Source organism: Gilliamella sp. A7 (assembly GCF_002142015.1).
In the GTDB taxonomy this organism is placed as follows: domain Bacteria; phylum Pseudomonadota; class Gammaproteobacteria; order Enterobacterales; family Orbaceae; genus Gilliamella; species Gilliamella apis_A.
The window spans coordinates 33,669-55,232 of record NZ_NASN01000013.1 but is presented as its reverse complement, the minus strand read 5'-3'; the positions used below and the strand labels follow the sequence as shown (position 1 = coordinate 55,232).

Here is a 21,564-nt window from a genome sequence, read left to right as displayed (position 1 = left end):
GCTAAATTTATTCAGAAATAAAAAATTCCGCCAACTATATTGGCGGAATAATCATTTTTATAAAATGTCGCAGTGAAATTACTTATCACCATCTCCATTATTATCTTTTTTGCTAGGACTAGATATTTTCATCAAATCAAGTGATTGTCCTATAGCAAATCGCTCTGGTCGATACATCGACTCAACATAAGGATAAGGAATCATATAATCACCAGTAGTCACTGCTCTAACTAAATAAGCAACGCGTTTATGATATTTATTTTCATTGATATAGGTATTGATATTCACCGCAGCAACATATCTATCATCTCTAAATTCCTGATATTTAATCTCGTTAATATCATCACTTTTTAATAAATCAGCTACCCACGGAATTGTCGATAAATTTACACTGCTATTAGCAAGATTTTGATTTTCTAGCTCCAAACCTGCAGGTAAGAAATCAACAATCAAAGCATCATGCACTGCTTTTTGAGCTGTTACATCCAAAACGACAACCATCATTGAACCTACTTCTATATTCGATGGCATTATCTCTTTACCTTGTAAATCATAATAGGTTCGATTAATAGTTAATAAACCATCTTGCGATGTTGGTGCTGGAGGTGTTTTTGCATAACCTGTAACAGAAAATTTAATATAAAGTGGTTCATCATGAGCAGTGTTATCAATAGATAATCCTTGTGCTAATCCATTAAAATCATAGGAGTGAGAAACAATTGAATCAACATTATCAATTTTGCCATTGATTGAGACTTTGAATTGATTACCACTTTTATGTTGTTCTAATGTCCAACCAGCAATAAATAACGCATTTAATTCCTGTGTTGAGAAATAACGTTGATCATTTAATAAATCTGACAAATTAGATAGATAATTTGCTTGATTATTCTGAGCCATATTATTTTCAATTAATAAAGACAGAATTAATGACTGATCACGAACTGTACTACCATAATTGCCTAACCATCTATCATTATATGTATATGGAGTGGTAAAAACTAACGGCAGTAATTTGTCATAGGTTGCCTGATAACCATTTAATTTTGCAGTTACCGCTAAATGAGCTAATGGTAATGGTGAGTAGATAAATGATTTATCACTGCTAATTATTTTATCGGTTAAATAATTAATTTCATTACGCATTGCTGAAGTAATTTTCTCTTGTTTAGAAAGTATCATCAAAGCATAGGCTTTAATAGATAATTTATTAAACTCAAGAACGTCTAAATCACCGTAATAACTAAGATTATTAAATGCCGAAGCATCATAAATATATTGACCAATACGTGTCATTGCAGCATCAAGTGCTTTATCATTAACCTGATATCCGCGTTCTTTAGCTTGCAATAAAAAGTCTGTAGCATAAACTGTTAGCCAATGTTCTTCTTCACTATAGTTACTCCATAAACCAAAGCTTCCATTACTACGTTGCATTGATAAGATGCGTGAAATACCTGTTTGAACTTTTTCTCGGCGCTTTTCATCAGAATCAGTTTTAATGCCTAACTGCGCCAGTTGTTCACTGTTAGCATATAAAGATGGGAATAACCCACTCGTAGTTTGTTCTAAACAGCCATACGGGTAAGCAAATAAGCTTTTAATATATTGTGCAATATTTAACGGAGGTTGATTAGAAACAACTAATTGCCCTTCAACAGTATTTTCGATTAAACCAGTTAAAGCTTGGTCTGATAATTGCCAGCTTTCATTTGCATCTAATGCTACAACATAAGATCTTGAAGTTGCAGTATAAGCAGGTCTTACACCAATGGTCCAAGAACGACTAATATTAAAATCAGAATTATCTTCAAGTACAATGCCTTTTACATCTATAGTTATTTTCCCTTTACCATAACCATAATCGGCAGCAACTGGAATTTTAACAATATTTTTCTGCTTACTATCTAGTTTTACAGTAATAGATTGTTTCTCATTTTGATAAAGCAAACCACTAGTTGATACATCAATTTGCATGTTTTGCGTACTACCAGTCAAATTATGCAAATCTAATGCTAAAATCGCCTGATCACCACCAGATAAGAATCGAGGTGTTGTTAATTCAGCAATAACAGGAGCAGCAACTTTCATCGTTTTTTCAGCTCTACCAAAACGATTGTTATCCCATGCTTGCGCCATTATTCGTAGTTCACCATTAAAATCAGGCAATGGTAAGTTAATTATCCCTTCGCCTTCATCATTTAACTGAATAGTTTCAAGTTGTTGTGCTACAATTAGGACTTCATTTGATGTTTTTTTACCACCAACAGTCATCGCATCACCACCGAAGCTCATATTAACATTACGACCTGAAGCTTCAATCAATTTACCATAAACATCGTAAATAGAGGCATCAAAGCGTTTACGACCTAAAAATCCTGTATAAGGATCGGGTGTAACAAAATCAGTAATATTTAATACACCGGAATCAACTGCAGAAACCAAAACTGTGACTTTTTTATCCTTTTGAATAAATTGTTTATCCAATTTAATTTTTATTGGCACAGTAGTTTCTGGTTCAACTTGAGCGGGTGCATTTATAGCAACATTTAACTGCCGGTCTGTTGTGTCAATTGGTAAATATAATAACCCAATTGCTCGTTTAACTGTTTGTACAGCAGCATCTGTCGATGGACGAATTATCATAGTATTAATATAAATATCATGTCGTCCCCAATTTTCAATTGGTATATCAACATCTAAACCATTTTTATCAATAGTTATTGATTTTTTCCAAATGGTACCACCATTGCTTTCTAAAGAGATATAACCGGAGCCAGCAACTGGTGCCTGCACATTCACTCTGGCTATATCGCCAACTTTATAAGATGGTTTATCAATAGTTAACTTAACTTGATCTGGCCGTACAGATTTTGTGCCACGAGTATTATCTTCCCAATCATAACCTGCCCAAAAACGGAAACTTGTCACAACATTAGTTCGAGGATCAACAACTTCAACGCGATAAGAGCCATAATCAGTTGGTTGAAAACTTATTTTTGTTGTACTATCTGCATCAATAGATAATTGATTTTCTGAAACCACATATTCACTAGAATTATAATTTAATCGCCAACCATCATCATCTGACCAAGTCCAATAATAATTACGACGCTCGCGAATCAACCGAGCTTTTAATGAATTTGTAGCTAACTTTTCACCTTCAAGATTAATATAAGCAATTTCAAATTCCGCATTATGACCAACATCTACAGTAGGACGACCATAATAATCATCACTGTTCCAATCATAATATGGTGAATCCTCAAATAGCGCTCGAATTGCAGGTAATTTATCTGCTGGCCATATATTTTGTGTCGCATAACGTGTAACCGGTCGACCTCCTGAATCAAGTAGACTTGCTTGTAAAATCAATTTAGCAGGAGACTGTAATCCAGACCAATTATTTTTGCTAACCTCAATTTGAGTTAAACCATCATCATTCAACTCAACTTCAAAAGAATTAAGCTCACGATATAGGCTTTCGTCTGCCACTTTTCCAATTTTGAAGTCAGCTAGGCCAGTAATTGAATCGACGGTCTTTAAATAGAGATTAACTTCTAAACTGTTACCTATTGCTGGTTCACCATATAAATACCAACCTTTAACATCAAAGTGAATATCTTCGTTATTAAGAACCGCCCCACTTGCAGTGCTTTTGATTTCCATTGCCATGCGCTCAGGCAAAAACTCTTCAACGTGAAACCTCCACAAGCGATAATCATCATCGCCTAAATTAAAACGAATTGCCCATCTACCTGTTGCGGCATCATAAGGAATATCAAACGTTTGCTGATATAAACCATTTAAATCAGCATTACTTTTTAATTGGTAATTTTTAATCACTCGACTATCAGGAGAAAGAATATCAACAATGATAGGTTGATCTGGTAATGATTGCCCATCAGCATTACGTAGTAATGCATTAAAATAGACGGTTTCTTCTGGACGATAAAGATCACGAGGTCCGAAAACAAACAATTGTTTTTGATAATAAGTACTACCGGACAAATTGAAATCAGTCAAATTAAGCGAATTACGATCAATATTAACAAACGAAGTTTGCAGGCCATCGCTGGCTGTTAATAACGAATAGTCATAATTATTACCTAGGTTAAATTCAGCATAACCATCTTGATCTGTAACTGCTGAAATTGTATGACATTTTTTACTATCTTCTTTACGACACATTAATGATAAATTAATATTTGCTAATGGTTTACCATTATCTAAACCATGAGTCATTACTGCTATCTTGGCATCTTTATAACGATGAACTGACACACCAATATTACTAATTGAAAATAAAGTTGCTGGATTTGATTCGTTATAAATACCTGCTTCATTCATCACAGCAATATAAACACCTTCTTGATTAAGTTCAGCAATATTAGCAAGGTTTACTAGAACTGTTTCTTGTGCATTAGGTTTTGGATGAAGATCGAATCTTGATGAATAAACTAAATCAGCATATTTAGTCAATTCTTTTGAACGCCAAATCGAAAGCAAATCAATAAAACCAAAATCATCCACTAATTTAGATAATTTTTCTGGTTTAATTTTAAAAAAGTTAATATCAATTTTATTTACATTCAGCGTTGTGACAGGTAATCCGCTCATAGATTTACTTGGCAGTAATATACCTGAACTTGCAAAACCTACTGTCGGTTGGCGGTCTTGAGTAGTAATTTCTTTTTGATAAACAGATTGTATGTGACTATCGTTAATAGCTGACAATAATTTATCAATGGTTAAAACCAGTTGTCGATTTGGTTGAAGATAACGGTGTCTTAGTTGTAAACCATTATCAGATAATTCCCAAGCGCCATCAACATTACCTGTTTTTTTGTCAACTAATCTGAGTAAATTAGAAAAATTTAATTTAGGATTAAGTGGTACTGAAAAAGTTACCACTAATGTACTTGAGCCATCAAGAATAACCTCAGAACTGTCAATAACAGTTAATTGTTTACCTTTATACTTTTCAATTAACTCTGGTGTTGGGTTAAAAACATTATGAGATTCAGATTCAGTTTCTGTTTCAGTTTCAGTTTCGACTTTCGCCTCAGTTAAAGTTTCTGTTGCAACAGCATCGGTTTTATTGTCAACGACATCTGTTGCCACCTCACTTTTATCAACCTGCTGCGGCTCTACTGTTTTATCTTTCTGATTATCACAAGCACATAGCATCAAAAATAAACTTAACACTGCTAAGTGTTTTATCAATCTCATTATTTCACCTAATCCCTTACAGTTACAATAAATGTTTTGGCTGTTTTTTTAGCAATATTATGCACTTTCAGACAAGGTTTGGCAAAACTTCTTTAATAAGATTTTTACTTTTTTTTTAATTAAGTTCTGAATTTTGTTAAAATTTTGAGGAACGGCCTTTTTTGAGAGGAAGATAAGCAGTTAGAATTTATTATATTAACAATAAACTTTAACTGCTGAATAAGTAATACCCCTTATAAGTAAACTTAAAGTCAAGTTTTTAAGATTTGATAACCAGTTTTTTCAAAATGAAATTTAAAATAATTCCGTATAACGGTAAAAAGAATAATCCACAGATAATAATTTTAAAGCTATAATCGATAATAGCAATTTCAATCCAATGAGCAGCCATAAATTCGTCATTAGTTTTATAAAACGCTATAGCAAAAAAAACAATAGTATCAATACCATTCCCTAATATTGCCGAAGCAGAAGGTGCTACCCACCATGCTCTATTTTTTCTTAAATAATTAAAAACGGTAATATCCATTAACTGTCCAACTAGATAAGCGGCAAAGCTAGCTAAAGCAATCCGGAAAACAAAACTATTAAATTCAGATAAAGCAGCAAATCCCATCCAATGAGTATCCAAAAATAACACTGAAACCCCGTAAGAAAGTAGCAAAGCAGGTATCATTACCACAAAAATTATTTTTCTGGCTAAACTAGCGCCAAAGACCCGAATAGTTAAATCCGTAGAAAGAAAGATAAATGGGAAGGTAAAAGCCCCCCAGGTAGTATGAAAATCAAAAATATCAAATGGGATTTGTACTAGATAATTGCTTGAAGCGATAACCAAAATATGAAAGAACGAAAGCCATCCAAGTGCTTTCATCTGTTCTACATGAGTAAATGGTTTAGTTTGTTCTGAATTAACGTTCAGATACATAAGTTTTTCCTTTTTTAATGGGGTAAGTGAACCCAGTGTTACAATTAGTTTGAATGTCTAAGATAATCGGTTAAACCTTTATCTCGAAGAATACAGCTAGGACATTTACCACAACCACCATCAACGCCATAATAACAAGTATGGGTATATTTTCGAACATAATCCAAATAACCGAGCTTATCGGCTATCTCCCATGTTTGAGCTTTAGTGAGATACATCAATGGTGTAATGATATTAAAGTGATAATCCATAGCCAGATTCATCGATACATTCATTGATTTAATAAAGATATCTCGACAATCAGGATAGCCACTAAAATCAGTTTCACAAACACCGATAATAATGTCGCAAATATCGTGTTGTTTGGCATAACATCCAGCTAGAAGTAAAAACAGCATATTACGACCATCAACAAATGTATTAGGATAATCAGTTTCCTTCGTGGCAGTAATTTCTTGAGAGTCATCAATTAAAGCATTATTGGTTGTCTGTTTAATCACAGAAGTATCAATAACAGTTTGTTTGACACCAAGATCTTCAGCAATCCATTTAGCTTTTTCCAGTTCAATTGCATGACGTTGGCCATATTGAAAACTAATGGTTTCGACATTTTCACGACCATAATCAGCAATAGCTTGCAATAAACATGTGGTAGAATCTTGGCCACCAGAAAAGATAACAAGTGCTTTACGATTTTGCATTTTTAACTATTCCTGTAAAAAGATTAACGATTATCGATTTTTTCAGGATAAAGGTCATGATTAGCTAGGCGATTCACGGCTATTTGTTGCCAATCAGTACCTGCTTTACCATAATTAGCATAAGGATCAATAGATATTCCACCTCGGGGAGTAAATTTACCCCACACTTCTATATATTTTGGATCCATCAATTTAATCAGATCTTTCATGATGATATTAATACAATCTTCATGATAATCACCATGATTGCGGAAACTGAATAGGTAAAGCTTAAGCGATTTACTTTCTACCATTTTAATATTTGGCACATAAGAAATATAAATAGTGGCAAAATCAGGTTGCCCAGTTATTGGACAAAGACTGGTAAATTCAGGACAATTAAATTTTACAAAATAATCGTTTCCTGGATGTTTATTATCGAATGTTTCTAAGATTTCTGGACAATAGTCAGTAGGATAGCGAACGGATTGATCGCCTAGTAGTGTTATATTACTCATTTTTTTCCTTAGTTTTTTAGCGTGGGAGGTTCACGAACCACGTAATCAGGCGCACACCATACTCTTTTTAAATAAAAAAGTCCAGTTTAAGCAAAGTTGAGTATATTAATAAAAAGCACCATTAATACTAGATCAATGGTGCTTATTTAGTTATAACTTAGTAAAAAAATGTGAGGAAAGCACTTTTTTACGCCGAATATAACTTATTTGTTGGTCAATTGTTTGTAATAATCAGCAAGCTTATCTTTAGCATCAGCTAATTCTTTTTCGGCATCATTTAATTTCGCTTTTAATGCATCGATTGTATCTTGATGAGCATTAATCTTGTCTTTTGCATACTCTTTAGTTTTTTCAGCTAATTCTTTGGTTTTATCTGTAACATCTTTAGTTTTTTCAACTACTAATCTTTTATATTTTTGTTCTAAAGTCTCATCAGTACAATTGGTATTAACTTCTTGCAATGCTTTTTCAAGACCTGTCACTTCATTACTATTATTTGCTTTTTTAGCTTGTTCTATTTTTGTTTCAATTGCTTGCTTTTTAGCATCGCAATTTAATCCTTGGTTTTCATCATTACTTGATGCATAACTATTTACCGAAAATGCAGTAACTAAAGTGATAATGCTTAATTTACTTAATAACCTTATTGCTGATTTCATATTGATTCCTCTTAAGTTTATTTTCTTAATTGAACACAATCTACTTTATGATCTTCACCTTTGGTTAAAATTAAACTTGCTCGTTCCCGTGTAGGTAGGATATTTTCAATCAAATTTAATTCATTGATATCTCGCCAAAGGCGGTTAGCAATATTCATGGCCTCTTCCTCAGGAAGCTTTGAATAATGGTTAAAGTAAGAGTTAGGATCGCTAAATGCCCCAGCTCTAAATTTTAAAAATCGGTTGACATACCAATCGTGTAATAATGGTATTTGTGCGTCGACATAGATTGAGAAATCGACATAATCTGAAACAAATACACGATTACTAGCTTGACTATAGTTTATGCTGCCTTGTAGAACATTTAATCCTTCAAGAATTAAAATATCAGGACTATCAACAACAATATGTTCATCTTCAACAATATCGTAAACTAAATGAGAATAAACGGGCGCCTTAACTTCTGCCTGTCCTGACTTTACATCAGCAACAAAATTAAGTAATTTTTTGATATCATAGGATTGTGGAAATCCTTTTTTATTCATGATACCACGTTCTTCAAGATAACGATTAGGATATAAAAAACCATCAGTTGTCACCAATGCAACTTTCCGATGCTCTGGCCAACGAGTCAACAATGCCTGTAGGACACGGGCGGTAGTGCTTTTACCAACAGCTACACTACCTGCAATACCAATAATATAAGGTATTTTTTGACTTTTTCCTAAAAATTTTGATAACACTGCCTGACGGCTAAAACTGTTGCTTATATAATAATTGAGTAATCGAGATAAAGGCAAGTAAATTTCACTTACCTCATCCATGGATAAATCTTCATTAATACCTTGTAATGAAGTCAATTCTTCTGGCGTTAAAGTCATTGGTACCGCATTACGCAAGCTCGCCCATTCTTGTCGGGTAAATTGCATGTAAGGACTCAAATGATTTGTCATATTTTGTTCTCTATTGCTAGCTGATATAAATAATTTGGCTCAGATTATACTAAATCTATTTTTTTACAATCATAAATTGGTATTATCTCATGCTCATAGCTATATTGATGACTTACTGGTAAAATACATTTAGTGAGTTAATAATCAGATATTAAATTGAGATTGTATGTTAAAAAATAAATCAAAACAAAAACCTAAAAAAAACCGCCAAGAGATTAATGAAGAATCTCGTGAGTTGAAGCGCAAACGTAAGCATAAAGGTTTACCTAGTGGTTCACGTTTCAATGGTCAAGATAACAATCAAAGTAACAAAACAACTAAAGCAATAAAAGATCCTCGTATTGGCAGTAAAAAACCAATTTCATTGGTAGTAGATGATAATTCATCTATTAAAAAGGTAGATAAAATTAATCAGTCCAAAATAACTAAAGCTAAATTAACACCACAACAAGAATTAGAACAACTTGAAAATGATACTAAATTGGATCAATTACTAGATTTAGTTGAACAAGGTAAAACCTTAACTGACGAACAACAGACTTATCTTGATAATAAACTAAATCGTATAGACAAACTTATGCAACTATTAGGTTATGAAGATGAAGATTTCGAGGATGAACAAGAAGAAATAAAAGAAGATATCGTCAGTCTACTGAAACGTAATTAATTTAGTTTTAATTAAATATGTGTTAAAAACATCAATAATCTTATATACAAAATAATCACGATAAAGAGTCGTATACCATGCCACTATTGATTATGCTATGTTTATATTTAGGATTATTTATTTGCACTTTATTATATTTAAAAAAAACAAATTACATTAAATTAAAAACACAAATAAGAGCAAAACAACGTAATACAGCAAAACGTTATGGAAATGACAATGTCAAACGCAGGACTAAATAAAAATGTGATTCAACCCCTATTATGGGATCAAGCGTTAATTGAAAAATATAATTATTCAGGTCCAAGATATACCTCTTATCCAACAGCACTTGAATTTAACGAACAGTTTGCTGAACAAAATTTCATTTTAGCGACCAAACTTTATCCTGAACGACCATTATCGCTTTATATACATATTCCGTTTTGCCATAAACTTTGTTATTTTTGTGGTTGTAACAAACTGATTACACGACAAACCCATAAAGTCACTAAATATCTTGATGTATTAGATATCGAGATTGCTAAACAGTCCGAATTATTTAAAAACCGGACTGTTACACAAATGCATTGGGGAGGAGGAACTCCTACTTTTTTAACTGATGCTGAAATTAGCCGCTTGCTCTCTTCAATAAAAAAACACTTTAACTTTGCTCAAAATGCCGAACTATCCATTGAAATAGATCCAAGAGAAATAAGTCCACAAACGATTGATCATCTAGCTAATGTTGGCTTTAATCGGTTAAGTATGGGGATCCAAGATTTCAATCATGAAATTCAAAATTTAATTAATCGTGAGCAAGATGAAAACTTGATCCGTTCACTAATTACTCAAGCAAGAAAAAATAACTTTCGTTCTATTAGTCTAGATTTAATTTATGGATTACCAAAGCAAACTGTTGAAAGTTTCACGGAAACATTAAATAAAGTGATTGATATTTCGCCTGATCGATTAAGTGTTTTTAATTACGCACATTTACCTAGCCGATTTGCTGCACAACGTAAGATCAAAGATAATGATTTACCTAATGCAAGTCAAAAATTGAAAATTTTACAAACCAGTATTGAAAAATTGACTCTCGCTGGTTACCAATTTATAGGTATGGATCATTTTGCAAAACCAACTGATGAGTTAGCTATCGCACAACAACAGAACAAGTTACATCGCAACTTTCAAGGTTATACCACTAAAGGGGATGCTGACTTACTTGGTCTCGGTGTATCAGCAATAAGTATGTTGGGAGACAGCTATGCCCAAAACCAAAAAGACTTAAAAAGTTATCAAAATCAAGTTGAACAAAAAGGACATGGTTTATGGAAAGGATTTACCTTAAATCGTGATGATAAAATACGTCGAGATGTTATTAAACAACTTATTTGCCATTTCCAGCTTGATAAAAAGCAGATTGAACAATATTACCATATCCAATTTGATGACTATTTTGCTGAAGATTTAAAACTGCTTGCACCACTAGAACAAGATGGATTGGTTGTCGTTAATCAAGATAGCATTAATGTTCGACCTAAAGGCCAGCTTCTAATTCGCAATATTTGCATGTGCTTTGATATTTATATGCGTCGATTGGTACGACAACAACAGTTTTCACGCGTGATTTAATTGAATAAATTCACGCATGACCATTTAATGATACTGATTTAAGTGTTAATGACTGGCTAAATAAACCTTAAATTTAGTCGTTTGAGCAATAATTTCAACACTTTTAAATGTTTCATCTAAGATCGATTGATATGGTAAAAATGAATTTGCCACAATACAAAGATAGCCATTTAGTTTTAAGTGTTTTTTTGCTTCCTTAATCAACTTGTTAACTGCGGTATAACTTGTTTCTTTGCCATCGTGAAAAGGTGGATTAGAGATGATTAAATGATATTTATCGCTTATATCTGAAAATACATCACTAGCAACAACTCTTGCAATAATGTTATTAGCAGCTAAAGTCTCTTTACTTGATTCTAATGCAGTACTACTTACATCAGTTAATGTTAAGCTTATATCTTGATTTAGTTTACCTATTACTGTTGATAATATGCCCGAGCCGCAACCAACATCAAGGATATTTCCTTTGATAATATCACTATGATCCATAAGTGCATTTAATAACAGCTCACTTCCTGCATCTAAGGCTTTTTGGCTGAAGACACCTGGTAAGCTTTTAATTTCGATATCCTGATTTTCAATCGTTAAGTGATAACTCAACCACCAGTCTTTTACTTCAAAAGCCAAACGACTATCAGCTCGAAAATGATATAAACCACATCGTCTTGCACTATCTATTTTTTGGATAGAACCAAAGTCACCTAACAGCCCTTCCACACTTTTCACCCCAGAACGATTTTCACCAATGATAAAAATATCACTATCTTTAGGCATATTGTTCAATAAATAGGATAACTGAAATTGGGCTTCACTCTTGGTTTTAGGCCAATAATAAATGAGGGTATTTATATCAGTATAAAAAGATGTATCAGGATAGAGCGAAAATATAGCGCTATTGGCTCGTTTACTATTTTTAAAGCTTAAAAAAGTATGATATTGGGAACAATGAATCTTAACTATATTTGCTGAAATAACCGCAGGATAATTATCTTGAATATCACCAGCAATAAGGATATTTTTATCATCAAAAAATGACTGATGACGTTCAAGTACTTGGCTAGCTGGAGTAAAAACAGATGTTGCCATAATGCCTCAATGAAAAACCTTTATAAATTGAAGCGAAGATTATACAATTAACTTCCTTTAATCCCTAGTAAAACCGTAATCTGATAATGACACAAACTGATTGGTATCTTAAACAGTGTAATATTACTCAATATGTTTTACGCAATTCAACCGTTTTTCAGGGTGAACTTGCGACTCATATAGACGATAAAATTCGTTTAATTGTTGTTGCTAAACAAAAACCAACACAAAAAATATATTACGATATTTTAAAAGCCATCCGTTTAACAGAAGAACAAGTGTTATTTCTTACCCCTTCGCAATTAATTATTTCGGCGGATGAAGTAAAAATAGTGACATGGTTTATAGATGTGCTTAGCAATGAACCATGGCAAAATAGTTTAACCATTAATACCTGTGATTTAGATTCGCTAGCTAAAGATCCACACCAAAAACGTAAACTTTGGCAGCAGTTATGTAAATATGAAAACAATTTCCATCCTGAATGAACATGATTTAACGGAAGCATATGAGTTAGAACTCATATGCCACCCTATTCCTTGGTCCAAAGAAACTTTTTTTTCAAATCAAGGGGAACGTTATATCAATCTTAAAATAACTGTTGGTAATAAGCTAGTCGGCTTTTGTATTTGCCAACAAGTTGCCGACGAAGCAACTTTATTTAATATTGCAATACATCCTGCATACAGACAACAGGGATTAGCTAAAGCATTATTAAATCATTTAATTGATAACTTAATAGCCATTAGCTCACCGCAGGCTATTTCAACTTTATGGTTGGAAGTTAGAAAATCTAACACGCCAGCAATTGAGTTATATCATTCAATTGGCTTTAACCAAATAACAGTAAGAAAAAATTATTATCCGACAGTTGATGGTCATCAAGAAGATGCAATTATTATGGCTTACACATTAACGCTATAAATTAATTTAATGGGAATAATCATGCAAAAAAAAACAGCACTACTATTTGTCAATGGCGAACCACCAAAAGATATTCCCAGTAATATAAAAGATTATACTTATATTGCCTGTACTGATGGAGCCTATCATAGCTATTTATTTACATCAGCCATTGAACCTGATTTTATTATCGGTGATTTAGATAGCATAGACTCAACTAGGGCAATTCCGTCAAAAACACAAATTATTCATACGCCAGATCAATCTAAACCTGATTTTGAAAAAGCATTATTATTTTTGAATAGTAAAGGTGTTACATCATTTACAATATATGGTGCATCAGGAGGAGCCAGTGATCATTTCTTAGGTAACTTATCTATAGCAATGCAATACTATCATCAGTTCAAAATGATGTTTTATGACAATTATTGCCATTTTTTCTTCGCTGATCATCATCAGATTATCCACCACGTGAAAAATCATATTGTTTCGTTAATGCCATTGTCTACAGTAACTAATTTGACTATAACAGGCTTTGAATATCCTTTAACTGACCAAACATTAGTTCTTGGCGGCTACATTAGTTTGCGTAACAAAGCTATCGATGATAAAGTACAAATCTCTTTTAAAAACGGTGATTTACTAATTTTGATCCAAAATGATTTCAATTAGATTGACATAAATATTTACATTACTTTACAATACTATTACAAACAATTAGCGTGATTTTGGTGAAAGGAACCGCTCTATGATAATAAAAAAACTTACTGTGCTTGCTTGTTCTTCTCTCGTTTCTTGCATGGCTTTTGCGCAGAACGATAGTGTAAGCATTACAGATAAGATAGTAGATAGTTTTCTCGCTTGTGATAACCAATTTTTTAAGCAATTGGCTGAAAATAAAAAATTATTCAGCGAATATGTTGATTTAACAACAACAGATAATGTTACTTATATTCCTGTAGAATCAATTTATCAACAGAACAAAGATAAAGTTAATTTCAAAAAACCTCTTAAATACCACGGATTAACAATAACTGGGTATCAAAACATCTATATTCCAACCAATTTATCTGGACAATATTACTATTGGGGCTTTATTTTTGATAATAGCCAAGAAGAAATTACTAATACACTTAATAATTTAAAATGGTTAAAATATAATAATGCTGTTTATATTGCCAATGCCAAAATCTATGATCGCAATACAAAATCACCGGTATGGCAAGATAATCCCTACTCAATTGATGGTGTTGTACCAAAACTTGGTACCATTGAAAAATCACTTTATCTAGAAGCCTTTACTGATAATCAAAACCGTGTACTTTGTTCCATCCAAGGTGATATAAAGAAAGACATTCTTTATAAAGATCGTCCAGATATGAAACCACTTGACGACCAAATGGATAAAGAGCGCCAAGAAAAGATCAAAGCTTATAAATTGAAAAAACAACAAGAAAAAGAACAAAAAGAAGCCCAAGAAAAGCAATCTCAACCCCAACAAGATAAACCAGTTGAAAATAGCTCAAAAGAGGGAGATAAAATTTAAATGAAAAAATTATGTTTATTTTTAATGCTCTTTTCTTTTACAGCTATCACTCATGCAGAAGAAAAGAAACCACTTACTGAAGATGAATTAGCAGCTCAAGCTAAAGAAGTAGAAGTAATGCTAAGTAATCCTAAAATAGGTGAACAATTTACTCCTCTATCTAAAACTGATGAGGATAACACCATTGGTTATGCCTATCTTGATAAAAAATCCATAAAATTACATCCTTATAACGATAAAATTCGAATTTTTAAGGAAGTTACCAATTACATTCCAGCATTAGTTCAAGATATTGATAATGTAAAAACACCATATCACACAGTAGTTGTTAATCATTATGCTAATTGTGATAAAAAAGAAATTGCTAAAGGTAAAATTGAACTTATCGAGAACTATTTTGCCGAAGGTAAACTAGTAAATACTATTGATATTCCAAATCGTTGGACGAGAGCAGATAAAGGCGATGAAAAGCATAAATTACTCGTTATTGCCTGTTCATTACCATTAAACAATTAATTCTATTTTCATTCGTTTTTACTCTTGCCACCTAGCGGTGGCGGAGTATTTTTTTTTATGTTAATATCAATTTATTAACTGTATATTTTAATCACATCAATATGAATATCACGCAATTCCATGCCTTAACCGATCAACTTTTTTACCAAATCGAATTATATCTAGATAAATACGCTGACGAACACGATATAGACTTAGATTATGAAACTAATGGCAATGTTATTACCATTAGTTTTCCAAACAATAGTAAAATTATTGTTAATACTCAAGAACCACTTTTTCAAGTTTGGTTAGCAACACAAAAACAAGGTTATCATTTTGATTTAATTAATGAACAATGGATATGTAATCGAACAGATCAACCATTTGAAGAGATATTTGCTTCGTCAGTGCAAGAGCAATCTGAGCAATAATTATAATGATCAAAAAAGGATACTAAGTTAAAAGTTAGTATCCTTTGATTGTTTAGTATTTTATTATTTACATTAAGGTAAGATTTGCCAGTTTCACAACTAGCCATTTAACCCCTTCGTTAACAAAAGCAATTTGCACTCGTCTATGTTCACCTTCGCCATCTAAATTAACAATGGTACCTTCACCAAAACGATTATGCTTAACTTTCCTACCTAATGTGTATCCATCACTTTCTTTTTTCTTCTTAATATATGACTTTTTACGATCTTGATAGAATTGCTCATCTTTAGTGAAAGTATCATCATCATTATTATTAAATGATGTTAAATTAGCTCGGTAACTGATTTCTTGTAAATTATCAACTGGTAATTCTGCTAAAAAACGTGATGGCAAATTACGCTCTTCACGCCCATAAAGCCGCCTTAGTTCAGACAAAGAGAGCGTTAAAAACTTACGTGCTCGGGTAATACCGACATAAGCTAAGCGTCTTTCTTCTTCCATTTTGTCTCGTTCTTGAGAGGAACGTTGTGCCGGAAAAATACCCTCTTCCAATCCAACAATAAAAACATTGTCAAATTCTAATCCTTTTGCTGAATGTAAAGTCATTAATTGCACCGAATCTTGTTGATTTACTACGTCACGGCTTTCAAGAGAGGTAAATGCTAAAAATGATTCTAAAACAGTTAAGGTTTTGCCTGTTTCATTGTCTTGAATTACATTATCTTGGTTAACTCTAAAAAATTGCTCTGCAGATGAAACAAGCTCCTCTAGATTATCCAATCGTGCTTGTCCTTTGATGCCTGGTTCTTGTTCATACATTTGCAATACGCCAGATAATTTAATAATTGCATCTAGTTGTTTATAAAATGGTAATTCATTAACTTCGACATGAATAGATTCCATTAATTCTAAAAAACGACTAATACCTGAACGTTGCCTTTCAGTTAAAGCATTTTTTTGGATCAGCATTAAACATGCATTCCATAACGAAATATTATTTTGTTTAGCACATAATCTAACTTTGTCTAAAGTGACATTACCTATTCCACGAGTTGGAGTATTTACCGTAGTTTCAAATGCCATATCATTATCATGGTCATGCAATAATCGGAGATAGGCTAAAGCTAATTTAACCTCTTGCCTTTCATAGAATCTTATCGAACCATAAATTTGGTAAGGTACGCCAGCTTGTAATAAAGTATCTTCAAAAATACGTGATTGCACATTATTACGATATAAAATGGCACAGCTAGCATAATTATGACCATCGTCATGATATTTTTTTATTTGTCCTACAACAAACCTTGCTTCATCAATATCGTTGAAACCGACATATAGTGAAATTTTTTCTCCGTCACCACTGTCGGTCCATAAATTTTTACCTAACCGATTTTGGTTGTTAGCAATCAATTTATTTGCAGTATCTAAAATAATGCCTGTCGATCGATAGTTTTGCTCTAGGCGAATAATTTCAGTTTCTGGATAATCATTGATAAACATTTGTAAATTATCAGCATTAGCTCCACGCCAACTATAAATTGACTGATCATCATCACCAACAATCATTACATTCGCGGTGTCTCCAGCTAATTTTTTCACCAGCCAATATTGGATTTTATTAGTATCTTGAAATTCATCTATTAATATATTTGAAAAACGATGGCGACAATAATTTAAAACATTTTCATTACTACAAAGCAACTCATATGCTCTCAAAATTAATTCTGAGAAATCAACATACCCAACTCTGTCGCAAATTGCTTGATAATCACGATAAATTGTTTGCCACATTACTTGTTTCGGATCTTCTGGTTTTAGATTATCTGCCCTAAGACCTTTTTCTTTTTGTGTGGAAATAAAATTAGCACACTCTTTTGGTGACCATTGCTTTTCATCAATTTTCAGTTCACGAAGAATTCGTTTAATAAGACGAATCTGATCTTCACTATCAATAAGTTGAAAATTTTCGGGTAATTTAGCTTGCTGAGAAAACATACGCAATAAACGGTGGGTTAAACCATGAAAAGTTCCTACCCACATACCATTTAGGTATCCTTCACCGACTAAAGTTTGTATTCGCTCTTGCATTTCAGCAGCCGCTTTATTGGTAAAAGTAACAGCAAAAATAGAGTTAGGAGAATAATTTTTTTCAACACACAACCAAGCAATTCTATGAACTAATACACGTGTTTTACCACTTCCCGCACCCGCAAGAACAATGGTATATTGACTATCAGTTGTAACAGCATTTTTTTGTTCTGTGTTTAAGTCGGTTAATAACGACTGTTTATTTTCCATTATGTGTTAACCCATCGCAATTATAGCAACCATTAATTAATATTAATGTTGTATATATTTTTAATTTTTTCATTGTATTTATAATTATTTCAAGTAGAGGGTATAAAAGAATAAAGACAGATATTAAATGCAAATCGCATTCAACTTCACTGTCTTTTTATACATGTATGCAATGAATTATAACAGATTATCTAATTCTGGCAATTGCGTTATTTCAATATGCGGTAAACATCTAGCATCTGAGAGTTGATAAATATCCTGACCAAAAATATTTATCCAACAAGCTAAAAAACCATTATTGATCGCACCATTGACATCTGTCTCCAAATTATCACCAACATGCAAAATATAATTATTAGGAATAGCTAACTTATGAGCGGCTAAAGCAAATATTTCGGGAAATGGTTTTGAACGACCGTCAGGGCCACCTCTTAATGAAAATTGAAAATAGTCGCCTAAGCCTATTCTATTTATGTCAACATTACCATTAGTAATTACCCCTAATGGATATTTATTGGCTAATTTAGTTAATAATATATGAGTTGATTTAGGAACAACCATTTTATGACGCCAAAAATTAAAACAATCAATAGCCTCATCAATAATTTTGCTATGTTGTACTGAAGGAATATTGGTTTTATTTAATAACGATTTGATTGTCTCAACTCGCCATTCTATAACATCATGATATATTTCTGGATTTAAAGCAAGTATCAACTTTTTTTCTTGATAGTACAAATCTAATGTCAGATATTGTAATGGTTCATATTGTTGTAAGTTTTTTATCACTTCCTCTTCAGCTTTATCAACAATCATACTATTGTCATATAAAGTGTCGTCGAGATCGAATGTGATTGCTTTAATGCAGTTAATTGAACGATAAAAGTGCATTATTTTCTTCCTCTTTTAGCTCTTGGATGAGCCGAATCATAAACTTCTGATAAATGTGAAAAATCTAAATGGGTATAAACTTGAGTGGTAGATAAATCCGCATGACCTAGTAATTCTTGTACTGCCCGTAAATCGCCACTTGATTCAAGCATATGAGTAGCAAATGAATGACGCAGTTTATGCGGATGAATATGTGAACTTAATCCTTGTTTTATCCCCCATTGTGCAAACCGTTTTTCAACATTTCGTGGTGAAATTCGCTTACCCAGTTTAGAGATAAAAACAGCATCATCTTGTGGTTTCAAATCATTTCGCATAGTTAACCATTGCTCAATCCATTTAATTGACTCTCGGCCTAAAGGCAATTTCCGCTCTTTATTACCCTTTCCTGTTACCCGGACTTCACCTTCAGTTAAATTTAATTCCCGACAATTGAGACTTACTAATTCAGAAAGGCGTAATCCTGAGCCATACATCACTTCTAACATTGCTCTATCACGTACAGAAAGCGGATCACTATACTCAATATCAAGCAGTTGATTGATCTCATCGATATCAATATTTTTTGGAAGATGTTGACCTAATTTAGGATTTAATACACCACGGGCTGGATTGGCTGAGATCAGCTCATTTTTAACCATCCAATCAAAAAAACTGCGTAATGCAGATAATCTTAATGATAAACTACGAGCTTGTAAGCCGGTTTGTCGACTGCGACTAATAAGTAACCTCACAGCAGATGAATCAATATCCTGCCATTTAGTAATATCTAAGCCGTCAGTTAAATTAATAAGCGCATAAAGTTGACGACGATAATTAATTTGAGTATTTAGACTAAGTTGTTTTTCAGATTTTAAATAATTTAAAAAATGCTCAACAGGCTCGGTTAAAAAAGAAGGATAAGTGGAGTTCATTTTAACCATCATATTTCCTTACTTTCTTCGCATAATCCATTTTTCAATAAGAATTGGCAATAGTTCACTGATCTTTTCTAACAACAAGGTTCCTTGTCCTGTCTGATAATGCTGAGGATCGGCACTCGTGAACATTAACAAACCAAGATCCCCAAATTGTCCCAATAATGATAAAGCCACAGAGCCAACATAACCATGTTTAGGTAATAAAAAATCTAATTCAGTAGTATTTAATGAGCCCAAATAAAATTGGCTATACTGTAAGTGTCTTACCCGAATAAAATCGAACTGCGATGAATTTAAAGCTAGGTAATGGTAATTTGATGGTGCACTGAGTAACCATTTATCATCAAATAAATATACATAAGCACCATTAAGCCCTAAATCTTTGGCCCAAATTTTTAAAGAATCTAATAATTCGTTTATATCTTTTGCTTTAATTAATTGAAATTGCAATTTTATTAGCTGATTAAAAAGTAATTCATTAGCACTTGCGTGCTCCATCAGCATCGTGATTTCTGACTCAAGTTGGCTAATCTTATTACGTTGCCTTGCCATATGCCATTCAGGTAGTGAAATCATACCTCGCACAGGGTGAGGTACGCGCATACGCTCAATATGAGTCGCATTTCGAATAAAAAAATCTGGGTTATCAATAATGTATTGGCTAATTATTTCATCATTTAATTTAACAAATGATTTTTTTCGTCGCAGCTGTTTTGACTTCAATGTTTGTGTTTTTTTTACGACCATAATTTATTTCATTGTCTTTATGTAATCAGTTAATAAAATTCATAAAGTCTAGCATAATTAAATTGCAATATAACCATCATACACATGTGTAGCTGGTCCAGTCATATAAAGAGGAGACTGATTACCCTTCCAATCTATTATTAATTTTCCTCCGGGTAAATTAACATTCACCCTTTGGTTTAATAATCCTTGATTAATACCAACAGCAACAGCTGCGCAAGCCCCTGTTCCACAAGCTTGAGTTTCACCAACGCCTCTTTCATAAACACGCAAATTAATATTATCTCGGTCAATAATATGCATAAAACCAATATTTGCTTTTTCAGGAAAGCGTTCATGTTGCTCTAATAACGGACCTAAAGTTAATACTTGAGCGGTTAACACATCTTCAACTTGAATTACACAATGTGGGTTACCCATAGAAGCGACACCACATAAAACTGTTTGTTCTTGAACTCGAATAATATAAGTTTTTTCTTCTTTAATAGCTTTGAAAGGAATTTTATTAGGCTCAAAAATTGGTGTTCCCATATTAACCCTAACGGTTTCATCATCATTCACCGTCAAAACAATATTACCTTTCATTGTACTGACTTTTAACACTCTTTTTTTAGTCAATCCTTTCAATCGTACAAAACGAGCAAAGCAACGAGCACCATTACCACATTGCTCAACCTCAGAACCATCAGCATTAAATATACGGTAATGAAAATCACTTTCAGGAGAATAAGGTGGCTCAACAATAAGTAACTGATCAAACCCAATTCCTGTGTATCGGTCTGACATACGTTTAATCATTTCATTTGAAAGATGAACATTTTGCGTTACTGCATCAATAACCATAAAATCATTACCCAGTCCATGCATTTTTGAAAAGTTCATCTCTAGTTACCTTTTATTGTAAATCGTCAGTATTTATTAGTTTTTTATCATATTTGTTTGATTAGATGAATTTATCAAACAAAATAAATATAATTATTAGCTTGATA

General features: G+C 32.7%; 20 protein-coding genes and 1 riboswitch. Of the genes, 8 read left to right on the top strand and 12 right to left on the bottom strand.

From position 1 onward, the window contains the following. Window positions 1-78: 78 nt before the first annotated feature. From B6D18_RS05370 to coaA, 6 genes are all read right to left on the bottom strand, one after another. Window positions 79-5,232, bottom strand: a complete 5,154-nt coding sequence (locus B6D18_RS05370) for an alpha-2-macroglobulin (RefSeq protein ID WP_086363507.1) — start codon at window positions 5,230-5,232, stop codon at window positions 79-81. Window positions 5,233-5,491: 259 nt separating this feature from the next. Continuing rightward, window positions 5,492-6,160, bottom strand: a complete 669-nt coding sequence (locus tag B6D18_RS05365) for a 7-cyano-7-deazaguanine/7-aminomethyl-7-deazaguanine transporter (protein ID WP_086363506.1) — start codon at window positions 6,158-6,160, stop codon at window positions 5,492-5,494. 44 nt (window positions 6,161-6,204) lie between these two features. Further along, a complete protein-coding gene (gene queC, locus B6D18_RS05360; RefSeq protein WP_086363505.1) occupies window positions 6,205-6,861 on the bottom strand; it encodes a 7-cyano-7-deazaguanine synthase QueC in 657 nt (218 codons plus the stop codon). Between the two features lie 23 nt (window positions 6,862-6,884). Next, complete coding sequence (gene queF, locus B6D18_RS05355) at window positions 6,885-7,358, bottom strand: preQ(1) synthase (protein ID WP_086363504.1); 474 nt, start codon at window positions 7,356-7,358, stop codon at window positions 6,885-6,887. Window positions 7,359-7,360: 2 nt separating this feature from the next. Next, window positions 7,361-7,405, bottom strand: a riboswitch (PreQ1 riboswitch). A gap of 156 nt (window positions 7,406-7,561) precedes the next feature. Then, window positions 7,562-8,017, bottom strand: coding sequence for a DUF1090 domain-containing protein (locus B6D18_RS05350; RefSeq protein WP_086363503.1), 456 nt, complete (start codon window positions 8,015-8,017; stop codon window positions 7,562-7,564). A gap of 17 nt (window positions 8,018-8,034) precedes the next feature. Beyond that, window positions 8,035-8,970 (bottom strand): type I pantothenate kinase, encoded by a 936-nt coding sequence (gene coaA, locus B6D18_RS05345; RefSeq protein ID WP_086363502.1) that lies wholly within the window; start codon window positions 8,968-8,970, stop codon window positions 8,035-8,037. 166 nt (window positions 8,971-9,136) lie between these two features. On the opposite strand from coaA, the gene yihI reads away from it, so the two are divergent. Together yihI and hemN are read left to right on the top strand one after the other, a co-directional pair. Then, entirely contained in the window at window positions 9,137-9,637 is a 501-nt protein-coding gene (yihI, locus tag B6D18_RS05340; RefSeq protein ID WP_086357040.1) for a Der GTPase-activating protein YihI, read from the top strand. Between the two features lie 219 nt (window positions 9,638-9,856). After that, a complete protein-coding gene (gene hemN / locus B6D18_RS05335) occupies window positions 9,857-11,254 on the top strand; it encodes an oxygen-independent coproporphyrinogen III oxidase (RefSeq protein WP_086363501.1) in 1,398 nt (465 codons plus the stop codon). Between the two features lie 45 nt (window positions 11,255-11,299). On the opposite strand, the gene rsmC is transcribed toward hemN, so the two are convergent. After that, window positions 11,300-12,340: a 16S rRNA (guanine(1207)-N(2))-methyltransferase RsmC gene (gene rsmC, locus B6D18_RS05330; protein WP_086363500.1), complete on the bottom strand. Its 1,041-nt coding sequence runs from the start codon at window positions 12,338-12,340 to the stop codon at window positions 11,300-11,302. Between the two features lie 86 nt (window positions 12,341-12,426). On the opposite strand from rsmC, the gene B6D18_RS05325 reads away from it, so the two are divergent. From B6D18_RS05325 to cyaY, 6 genes are all read left to right on the top strand, one after another. Then, on the top strand, window positions 12,427-12,828 hold the full coding sequence (locus B6D18_RS05325; protein ID WP_086363499.1) for a DNA polymerase III subunit psi: 402 nt from the start codon (window positions 12,427-12,429) through the stop codon (window positions 12,826-12,828). Next, entirely contained in the window at window positions 12,803-13,264 is a 462-nt protein-coding gene (gene rimI / locus B6D18_RS05320; RefSeq protein ID WP_086363498.1) for a ribosomal protein S18-alanine N-acetyltransferase, read from the top strand. The genes B6D18_RS05325 and rimI overlap by 26 nt, the downstream gene beginning before the upstream one ends. A gap of 21 nt (window positions 13,265-13,285) precedes the next feature. Beyond that, window positions 13,286-13,915 carry a thiamine diphosphokinase gene (locus B6D18_RS05315; protein WP_158092523.1) on the top strand — a complete coding sequence of 210 codons (630 nt, stop codon included), beginning with the start codon at window positions 13,286-13,288 and terminating at the stop codon, window positions 13,913-13,915. Window positions 13,916-13,991: 76 nt separating this feature from the next. After that, a complete protein-coding gene (locus B6D18_RS05310; protein ID WP_086363496.1) occupies window positions 13,992-14,789 on the top strand; it encodes a hypothetical protein in 798 nt (265 codons plus the stop codon). Beyond that, on the top strand, window positions 14,790-15,305 hold the full coding sequence (locus tag B6D18_RS05305) for a surface-adhesin E family protein (RefSeq protein WP_086363495.1): 516 nt from the start codon (window positions 14,790-14,792) through the stop codon (window positions 15,303-15,305). 101 nt (window positions 15,306-15,406) lie between these two features. Next, window positions 15,407-15,718, top strand: a complete 312-nt coding sequence (gene cyaY / locus B6D18_RS05300) for an iron donor protein CyaY (protein WP_198199271.1) — start codon at window positions 15,407-15,409, stop codon at window positions 15,716-15,718. Between the two features lie 67 nt (window positions 15,719-15,785). Here cyaY and uvrD read toward each other — a convergent pair whose 3' ends face one another. The 5 genes from uvrD to dapF form a co-directional block, all read right to left on the bottom strand. Continuing rightward, window positions 15,786-18,017: a DNA helicase II gene (uvrD, locus tag B6D18_RS05295; RefSeq protein ID WP_086363493.1), complete on the bottom strand. Its 2,232-nt coding sequence runs from the start codon at window positions 18,015-18,017 to the stop codon at window positions 15,786-15,788. A 177-nt stretch (window positions 18,018-18,194) separates the two neighbouring features. Next, window positions 18,195-18,908 (bottom strand): 5-amino-6-(5-phospho-D-ribitylamino)uracil phosphatase YigB, encoded by a 714-nt coding sequence (yigB, locus tag B6D18_RS05290; protein WP_086363492.1) that lies wholly within the window; start codon window positions 18,906-18,908, stop codon window positions 18,195-18,197. Next, complete coding sequence (gene xerC, locus B6D18_RS05285) at window positions 18,908-19,822, bottom strand: tyrosine recombinase XerC (RefSeq protein WP_086363514.1); 915 nt, start codon at window positions 19,820-19,822, stop codon at window positions 18,908-18,910. Before xerC ends, yigB begins: the two co-directional genes overlap by 1 nt. 18 nt (window positions 19,823-19,840) lie before the next feature. Then, complete coding sequence (locus B6D18_RS05280; protein ID WP_216818860.1) at window positions 19,841-20,575, bottom strand: DUF484 family protein; 735 nt, start codon at window positions 20,573-20,575, stop codon at window positions 19,841-19,843. Window positions 20,576-20,632: 57 nt separating this feature from the next. After that, window positions 20,633-21,457 (bottom strand): diaminopimelate epimerase, encoded by an 825-nt coding sequence (dapF, locus tag B6D18_RS05275; protein WP_086363491.1) that lies wholly within the window; start codon window positions 21,455-21,457, stop codon window positions 20,633-20,635. Window positions 21,458-21,564: the final 107 nt, after the last annotated feature.

Excerpts from the sequence above, each read along its gene's own strand:
- B6D18_RS05370 (WP_086363507.1), bottom strand. The coding sequence starts at position 5,232 with ATGAGATTGATAAAACACTTAGCAGTGTTAAGTTTATTTTTGATGCTA.
- B6D18_RS05365 (WP_086363506.1), bottom strand. The coding sequence starts at position 6,160 with ATGTATCTGAACGTTAATTCAGAACAAACTAAACCATTTACTCATGTA.
- queC (WP_086363505.1), bottom strand. The coding sequence starts at position 6,861 with ATGCAAAATCGTAAAGCACTTGTTATCTTTTCTGGTGGCCAAGATTCT.
- queF (WP_086363504.1), bottom strand. The coding sequence starts at position 7,358 with ATGAGTAATATAACACTACTAGGCGATCAATCCGTTCGCTATCCTACT.
- B6D18_RS05350 (WP_086363503.1), bottom strand. The coding sequence starts at position 8,017 with ATGAAATCAGCAATAAGGTTATTAAGTAAATTAAGCATTATCACTTTA.
- coaA (WP_086363502.1), bottom strand. The coding sequence starts at position 8,970 with ATGACAAATCATTTGAGTCCTTACATGCAATTTACCCGACAAGAATGG.
- yihI (WP_086357040.1), top strand. The coding sequence starts at position 9,137 with ATGTTAAAAAATAAATCAAAACAAAAACCTAAAAAAAACCGCCAAGAG.
- hemN (WP_086363501.1), top strand. The coding sequence starts at position 9,857 with ATGTCAAACGCAGGACTAAATAAAAATGTGATTCAACCCCTATTATGG.
- rsmC (WP_086363500.1), bottom strand. The coding sequence starts at position 12,340 with ATGGCAACATCTGTTTTTACTCCAGCTAGCCAAGTACTTGAACGTCAT.
- B6D18_RS05325 (WP_086363499.1), top strand. The coding sequence starts at position 12,427 with ATGACACAAACTGATTGGTATCTTAAACAGTGTAATATTACTCAATAT.
- rimI (WP_086363498.1), top strand. The coding sequence starts at position 12,803 with ATGAAAACAATTTCCATCCTGAATGAACATGATTTAACGGAAGCATAT.
- B6D18_RS05315 (WP_158092523.1), top strand. The coding sequence starts at position 13,286 with ATGCAAAAAAAAACAGCACTACTATTTGTCAATGGCGAACCACCAAAA.
- B6D18_RS05310 (WP_086363496.1), top strand. The coding sequence starts at position 13,992 with ATGATAATAAAAAAACTTACTGTGCTTGCTTGTTCTTCTCTCGTTTCT.
- B6D18_RS05305 (WP_086363495.1), top strand. The coding sequence starts at position 14,790 with ATGAAAAAATTATGTTTATTTTTAATGCTCTTTTCTTTTACAGCTATC.
- cyaY (WP_198199271.1), top strand. The coding sequence starts at position 15,407 with ATGAATATCACGCAATTCCATGCCTTAACCGATCAACTTTTTTACCAA.
- uvrD (WP_086363493.1), bottom strand. The coding sequence starts at position 18,017 with ATGGAAAATAAACAGTCGTTATTAACCGACTTAAACACAGAACAAAAA.
- yigB (WP_086363492.1), bottom strand. The coding sequence starts at position 18,908 with ATGCACTTTTATCGTTCAATTAACTGCATTAAAGCAATCACATTCGAT.
- xerC (WP_086363514.1), bottom strand. The coding sequence starts at position 19,822 with ATGAACTCCACTTATCCTTCTTTTTTAACCGAGCCTGTTGAGCATTTT.
- B6D18_RS05280 (WP_216818860.1), bottom strand. The coding sequence starts at position 20,575 with ATGGTCGTAAAAAAAACACAAACATTGAAGTCAAAACAGCTGCGACGA.
- dapF (WP_086363491.1), bottom strand. The coding sequence starts at position 21,457 with ATGAACTTTTCAAAAATGCATGGACTGGGTAATGATTTTATGGTTATT.